The following is a 6,671-nucleotide window of genomic DNA, read 5'->3' on the forward strand; positions in this document are numbered from 1 at the left end:
TATAGAGATAATTGCGTCCTTTTTATATCCAAAAAATCAAAAAACGGGCTGAAGAAAAGATTTGTATCTTTTCATCAGTCCGTTTTATTATAGAACCATTTTTACGTATTAAAATTTAGAAGTATCAATCTGATCTAGATAGTTCTCAAGGAAAATCATCACATCTTTCAATGTTCCATCTTTAAATGGTGATTTTAAGTGCGCAGCTTCTACAATTTTATTGAATGGCAGAGATCCGCCAATATCACATATATGCAGATAATCTTTCCACGCATTTTCAAAATCTTCACTTGAACGTTTAAAGAATTGGAAGGCACATACTTGAGCTAAAGTGTAATCGATATAATAGAATGGAGATTCGAATATATGTCCTTGTCTATGCCATAATGCACCATCGATAAGCGGCGCAATACCATCATAATCTTTATGCGGTAAGTATTTTGCTTCTAGAGATTGCCATGCCTCACGTCGTTCTTTCGGTGTCATTTCAGGATTACCATAGACAATATGCTGGAACTCATCCACAGCAACACCATAAGGAAGGAACTGAATCGCATCTCCGATATGTTTATATTTAAATTTATCCGCATTGTTAAAGAATAAATCCATCCATTTGTAAGTGAAGAACTCCATGCTCATTGAATGAATTTCACATGATTCATGTGTCGGCCATAAATAATCAGGCACACTGAGTTCGCGAGAGCGATATACCTGGAAGGCATGTCCTGCTTCATGTGTTAAAACCGTGATATCATGGTCTGTGCCGTTAAAGTTAGAGAAGATGAACGGTGATTTGTAATCATCGATAAATGTACAATAACCACCTGCCTGTTTACCTTTTTTCGCTTCCACATCAAAGAGTTCACGCTCCATCATAAACTGATAGAATTCATCTGTTTCAGGACTTAATTCACGATACATCTTACGACCATTTTCTAAAATCGTCTGAGCATCATCTTTTGGAGACTCATTACCATCTGTAAATAAAATCGGTTCATCATAAACTTTTAAACGATCAACGCCGATACGTTCAGCTTGTGCCTGATATAATTTTTGTGCAAGTGGCACAACATGCGTTTTAATTTGCTCGCGATAGTTTTGTACCATATCAGGTGTATAATCAACGCGACGCATACGCACATATCCAAGCTCGATGAAGTTATCAAAACCTAGTTTCACTGCGATTTCGTGACGCACTTTAACTAAGCGGTCATAAATATCATCATATTGATTCATTAATCCTGCACGATAATTTTGCACAGCAAGAGTAGCAGATTTACGTTCTTCACGGTCGCTAGACTCAAGGAATTTACCCATTTGAGCAAAAGTATACGTTTCACCTTTGTACTCAATTTCAGCTGAAGCCACAAGTTTTGAGTACTCTGACGCAATCTTATTCTCTTTATTTAATAGATCTTTAATAGATTCGTCGAACTGTTTCACATAAAGTTCAGCTAAATCAAATAGTTGCTCTCCATAAACAGACTTCAATTCCTCTTTGAACTGACTTCTGTTTAAAGCATTGTAATAAAGTGATTCGAAATAGACGATTTCACCGTTGTTATCATCGAAGAAATCACGTTCTTTTTCGTAGAATTCATCTTTAGTATTAATTGATGCACGGACATAAGCCAGATTAAACATTGAATCAATCTTGTTACGTAAAGCGTTGATCTTATCAATCACTTGTATCTGTTCTTCTACAGATTGTGCCTGATCAAATTCAGTGTATAACTGTGTAAACTGTTCCTTTGCATCTGTTAAATCGGGTCTCACATATTTGTAGTCATTGAAAGTAGTCATTAATATGCTCCTTATCTATGTATTATCTAATTTTTCTTACTATTCTTATAATACTCTAAACATACAGAATAAGGAATATATTTATTATTGTTCAGATGGTATAATTAATGTATGAGATTAGGGGGATGAATATGACAAAGGTAGATGAAGCTTTAGCACTCAAAACAGCAGAACTTGTAAGACAGACACATGAAGCGGGAATCCCGGTAATGGTAGTCTTTGAAGGTATTCCAGCATCAGGGAAATCAAGATTATCTAACGAATTATTATTAACACTTGATGCAAAGTATACAAACTTCTATGCGACGCAACGCCCAGACAGTGAGTTATTACGTTATCCGTTCTTATATCCTTACTGGAAGAATATTCCGAATAAAGGTGGCGTAACATTATTCTTCAGAAGCTGGTATGCACAGAAGTTAGATTATGAAATTCATGAACTGAAAAAAGACATTATTAAAGACTATGATTTATTAACGCAGGAAATAGTGGGCTTTGAATCGATGCTTAAAGAAGATGGCTATGAAATTATTAAATTCTATTTATCAGTCAATGAGCAGAAGAGACTTGAACATATTCAGCAAACGAAGAAAAATCCTTTAACACGATGGAAAGCACAGGAATATGAAACAGGCATTCCGACGAAAGATTATCAGGAAGGTATGATCGATTTAATGAAGGCGACTGAGGAGATTTCACCTTGGACACATATCGATTATACAGAACGTGGTAAAGCAGCGAATGAAATGTACGAAACGATTATTAAACGTTTAGAGAAAGCTTTAAAAGAGAAAAAGAAAAAGACAGAAAATCGAACAGTAGACGGAGCATTCACTGAAAACTTCTCGACAGATATGTTTGACGATACATCAGATGATATGTCAAAAGCGGAATATAAAGAACTATTACCAAAACTACAGAACAGAATTCGTGAATTACAATATGCATTATATCAAGAGAAAATACCGATGATGCTTGTATATGAAGGTATGGATGCAGCAGGTAAAGGCGGGAACATTAAACGCGTACGTGAAAGTCTTGATCCTACTGGCTATGAAGTGAACGCGATTAGTGCCCCGACTGAAACGGAGCTGAGTTATCATTACTTATGGCGCTTTGCAACAGACGTACCACGTTCTGGTCATATCGAAATATTTGATAGAAGCTGGTATGGCCGTGTTCTAGTTGAGCGAGTGGAAGGATTTGCATCTACTGATGAATGGCAACGTGCGTATGATGAAATTAATAAATTTGAACGTGCTTTAACAATTGAAGGATCAATCGTTATTAAATTCTTCTTAGTATTAGATAAAGATGAACAGTTAAAGCGTTTTGAAGAACGCCAGGTTACACCTGAGAAGCAGTGGAAGATTACCGATGAAGACTGGCGCAATCGTGAGAAGTGGGATCTATATCTTGAAGCGAGTAAAGATATGATTGATAAAACATCAACGGACGATGCACCATGGGTAATTATCCCTGCGAATAATAAACGTGCAGCACGTATTAAAGCGTTGAAGACGATTATTACAGCTTGTGAAGAGCGTCTATGGGGCGTTAAGAAATTGTGGTAATGAAATTGAGTGAGTGGTCGAAATAATAGGTATTTCGACCACTCACATACTTTTTGAAATAAAAAACAACACCGAGTGGTCGAATTATTACGTAATCCGACCACTCGGTGTTTCTTTATAGATTTAAATATGATTTTATAATTGGAGCAATGAATTGTGTCGTTTGCTTTAATTGTTCCTGTGCTTCCTCTACTTTATCTGCAAACACGACCTGCATGATTACAACAAAAGCATTCATCAACATATGCGCGGCAATCGGTACAATGATACGATTCGTTAAAACATATAAACTACTGAACACTAACGACATCCCCATATAGATTAACGTATGGTCGAAGTCATTATGTGCTGCTGAGAAGATAAATCCACTAATTAATAAAGCAATGGTAAAAGCAAGCCAGCGAGGACCTTTAATCACTTCATATAGTTCACCGAAAATGACTTTTCTAAAGACGAATTCCTCTAGAATTGGACCAACGATTGCAATTAAAATAATAAAGACTGGTGCAGCTTTAGCGATATCCATGATATTTTTAGTATTCTGACTTTCCAGTGGCTGATGTAAAATATATGTGTTAATCATACCGAAGATCATCTGAGCAAACAGTGAGATAAAGAATCCACCGACAATCCAGCCGATTGTAGCCAATGTATCAGACTTTGGAAGACGTTCTAACTTTGTTTTATTTTTAATACGTGTGTTGATAAATATAACTAAAATAGAAGCAACAATAAAAGAAGCTACATAATAAGGTATAGATTTTAAGAATGCATCTGACTCGCTTAAACCTTGTTTCATAAAATAAATATTAGGAATTAAGACGAAAAACTGTGAGCCGATGTAAATTAAGACAGTAAGCACGTTGATCCATATACGTTTCATGTAAATTTTAATTCTCCTTCAAATTTGAATACTTCATACATTGTACAATAAATTGGTAGTAATAAAAACTCAATCGAACCGAATAAAAATAATATTAAAAATCCAATTAAAATATTTGCATTCTTGACCTTCTTTGATTATTATAAAATTATATTAGCACTTAAGCGTATAGAGTGCTAAAAAATATGAATTTTATTTTTCAAGGAGGAAATTATCGTGTTAAAACCATACGGAAATCGTGTTGTAATCGAAAAAACTGAAAGAGAACAAACTACTGCAAGTGGAATCGTCTTAACTGATTCTGCAAAAGAAAAGTCAAACGAAGGTACAGTCATTGCAGTTGGCACAGGCCGTATCCTTGAGAATGGTGAAAGAATTGATATCCAGGTAGCTGTAGGTGACCGTGTAGTTTATGAACCATTCGGTGGTACTGAAGTGAAAGCTGGAGACGAGAAGTACATCGTATTAAAAGAAGAAGATATCATCGCGATTATCGAAGAATAATCAAATTATAATAAATACATTCTATAATATAAAATCAATGGAGGAATTTGATAATGGTTAAAGAAATTAAGTTTTCTGAAGATGCAAGACGCTCAATGCTTGCAGGTGTAGATAAATTAGCTGACGCAGTTAAAGTTACTTTAGGGCCAAAAGGTCGTAACGTAGTTTTAGATAAAAAGTTTGTAGCACCTTTAATTACAAATGATGGTGTAACAATCGCAAAAGAAATTGAATTAGAAGACCCATACGAAAACATGGGGGCAAAATTAGTCGCTGAAGTTGCGAATAAAACAAACGAAATCGCAGGTGACGGTACTACTACAGCAACAGTACTTGCGCAGGCAATGATTCAAGAAGGATTAAAGAATGTTACAAGTGGTGCAAACCCTGTAGGAATCCGCCAAGGTATTGATAAAGCGGTAGCAGTGGCGTTAGAAGAATTAGCAGCAATTTCAAAAGAAGTATCAAGCAAAGAAGAAATTGCACAAGTTGGAGCAATTTCAGCAGCTGACGAAGAAATCGGTCAATTCATCTCTGAAGCGATGGAGAAAGTTGGTAACGACGGCGTTATCACTATCGAAGAATCTAAAGGATTTAAAACAGAATTAGAAGTAGTAGAAGGTATGCAATTCGACCGTGGATATGCTTCACCTTATATGGTGACAGATTCTGATAAGATGATCGCTGATTTAGAAAATCCATACATCTTAATTACAGATAAGAAGATTTCTTCATTCCAGGATATCTTACCGTTATTAGAACAAATCGTTCAAACATCACGTCCGATCTTAATCGTAGCTGAAGACGTTGATGGCGATGCATTAACAAACATCGTATTAAACAGATTACGTGGTACATTCACTGCAGTAGCTGTGAAAGCGCCAGGATTTGGTGACCGTCGTAAAGCGATGTTAGAAGATTTAGCAATCCTTACAGGTGGTCAAGTCATTACTGACGACTTAGGATTAGACTTAAAAGATGCAACAGTTGATATGTTAGGTAATGCAGCGAAAGTTCACGTTACTAAAGACGATACAACAATCGTTGAAGGACGCGGGGATGCATCAAATATCGACGCACGTGTAGGACAATTAAAAGCACAAATCGAAGAAACAACATCTGAATTTGATAAAGAGAAATTACAAGAACGCTTAGCGAAATTAGCAGGTGGCGTTGCAGTGATTAAAGTTGGTGCTGCAACTGAAACAGAATTAAAAGAACGTAAATTACGTATTGAAGATGCATTAAACTCAACACGTGCAGCAGTAGAAGAAGGTATCGTTGCAGGTGGTGGTACAGCGCTTGTATCTATCTACAATAAAGTCGCAGCAATTGAAGCAACAGGTGATGTTGCAACAGGTGTTAAAATTGTATTAAAAGCATTAGAAGCACCAATTCGTCAAATCGCGATTAATGCTGGTTTAGAAGGATCAGTAATTGTTGAGAAGATCAAACACGCTGAAACAGGTGTTGGATATAACGCAGCAACTGATGAGTGGGTAAACATGATTGAAGCAGGTATCGTTGACCCTACGAAAGTTACAAGATCAGCTTTACAAAATGCAGCATCAGTAGCAGCAATGTTCTTAACAACTGAAGCTGTTGTAGCAGAATTACCTGAACCAGCACCAGCTATGCCTGATATGGGTATGGGCGGCATGCCAGGGATGATGTAATTTAATAATAGATTTTATAGATTCCGGATACATAGCGTATCCGGAATTTTTTTGTGATGATGTTTAGATATTTAGGGTAGACTTTTCCGGATACTTGGACTATCCGGAAAAGATGGGGATAAAAATGGTGTGATAGGTGGCAACATTTCCGGATACTTGGACTATCCGGAAAAGATGGGGATAAAAATGGTGTGATAGGTGGCAACATTTCCGGATACTTGGACTATCCGG

The 6,671-nt window shown here is 36.4% G+C and carries 5 protein-coding genes; 3 read left to right on the forward strand and 2 right to left on the reverse strand.

The window, feature by feature from the left end; all coding sequences use genetic code 11:
• Window positions 1–108 precede the first annotated feature (108 nt).
• Window positions 109–1,803, reverse strand: a complete 1,695-nt coding sequence (locus tag BFS35_RS13595; RefSeq protein ID WP_099580861.1) for a M3 family oligoendopeptidase — start codon at window positions 1,801–1,803, stop codon at window positions 109–111.
• A gap of 131 nt (window positions 1,804–1,934) precedes the next feature.
• Between BFS35_RS13595 and BFS35_RS13600 the strand changes: the two genes are divergently transcribed.
• A complete protein-coding gene (locus BFS35_RS13600; RefSeq protein WP_099580863.1) occupies window positions 1,935–3,377 on the forward strand; it encodes a phosphate--AMP phosphotransferase in 1,443 nt (480 codons plus the stop codon).
• Between the two features lie 115 nt (window positions 3,378–3,492).
• Here BFS35_RS13600 and mroQ read toward each other — a convergent pair whose 3' ends face one another.
• Complete coding sequence (gene mroQ / locus BFS35_RS13605; protein ID WP_099580865.1) at window positions 3,493–4,260, reverse strand: intramembrane glutamic endopeptidase MroQ; 768 nt, start codon at window positions 4,258–4,260, stop codon at window positions 3,493–3,495.
• A 216-nt stretch (window positions 4,261–4,476) separates the two neighbouring features.
• On the opposite strand from mroQ, the gene groES reads away from it, so the two are divergent.
• Window positions 4,477–4,764, forward strand: a complete 288-nt coding sequence (gene groES, locus BFS35_RS13610; protein ID WP_099580867.1) for a co-chaperone GroES — start codon at window positions 4,477–4,479, stop codon at window positions 4,762–4,764.
• Between the two features lie 53 nt (window positions 4,765–4,817).
• Entirely contained in the window at window positions 4,818–6,440 is a 1,623-nt protein-coding gene (groL, locus tag BFS35_RS13615; RefSeq protein ID WP_099580868.1) for a chaperonin GroEL, read from the forward strand.
• The last annotated feature ends 231 nt before the right edge of the window (window positions 6,441–6,671 follow it).

The organism is Macrococcoides goetzii, from assembly GCF_002742385.2.
Classification (GTDB): Bacteria; Bacillota; Bacilli; order Staphylococcales; family Staphylococcaceae; genus Macrococcoides; species Macrococcoides goetzii.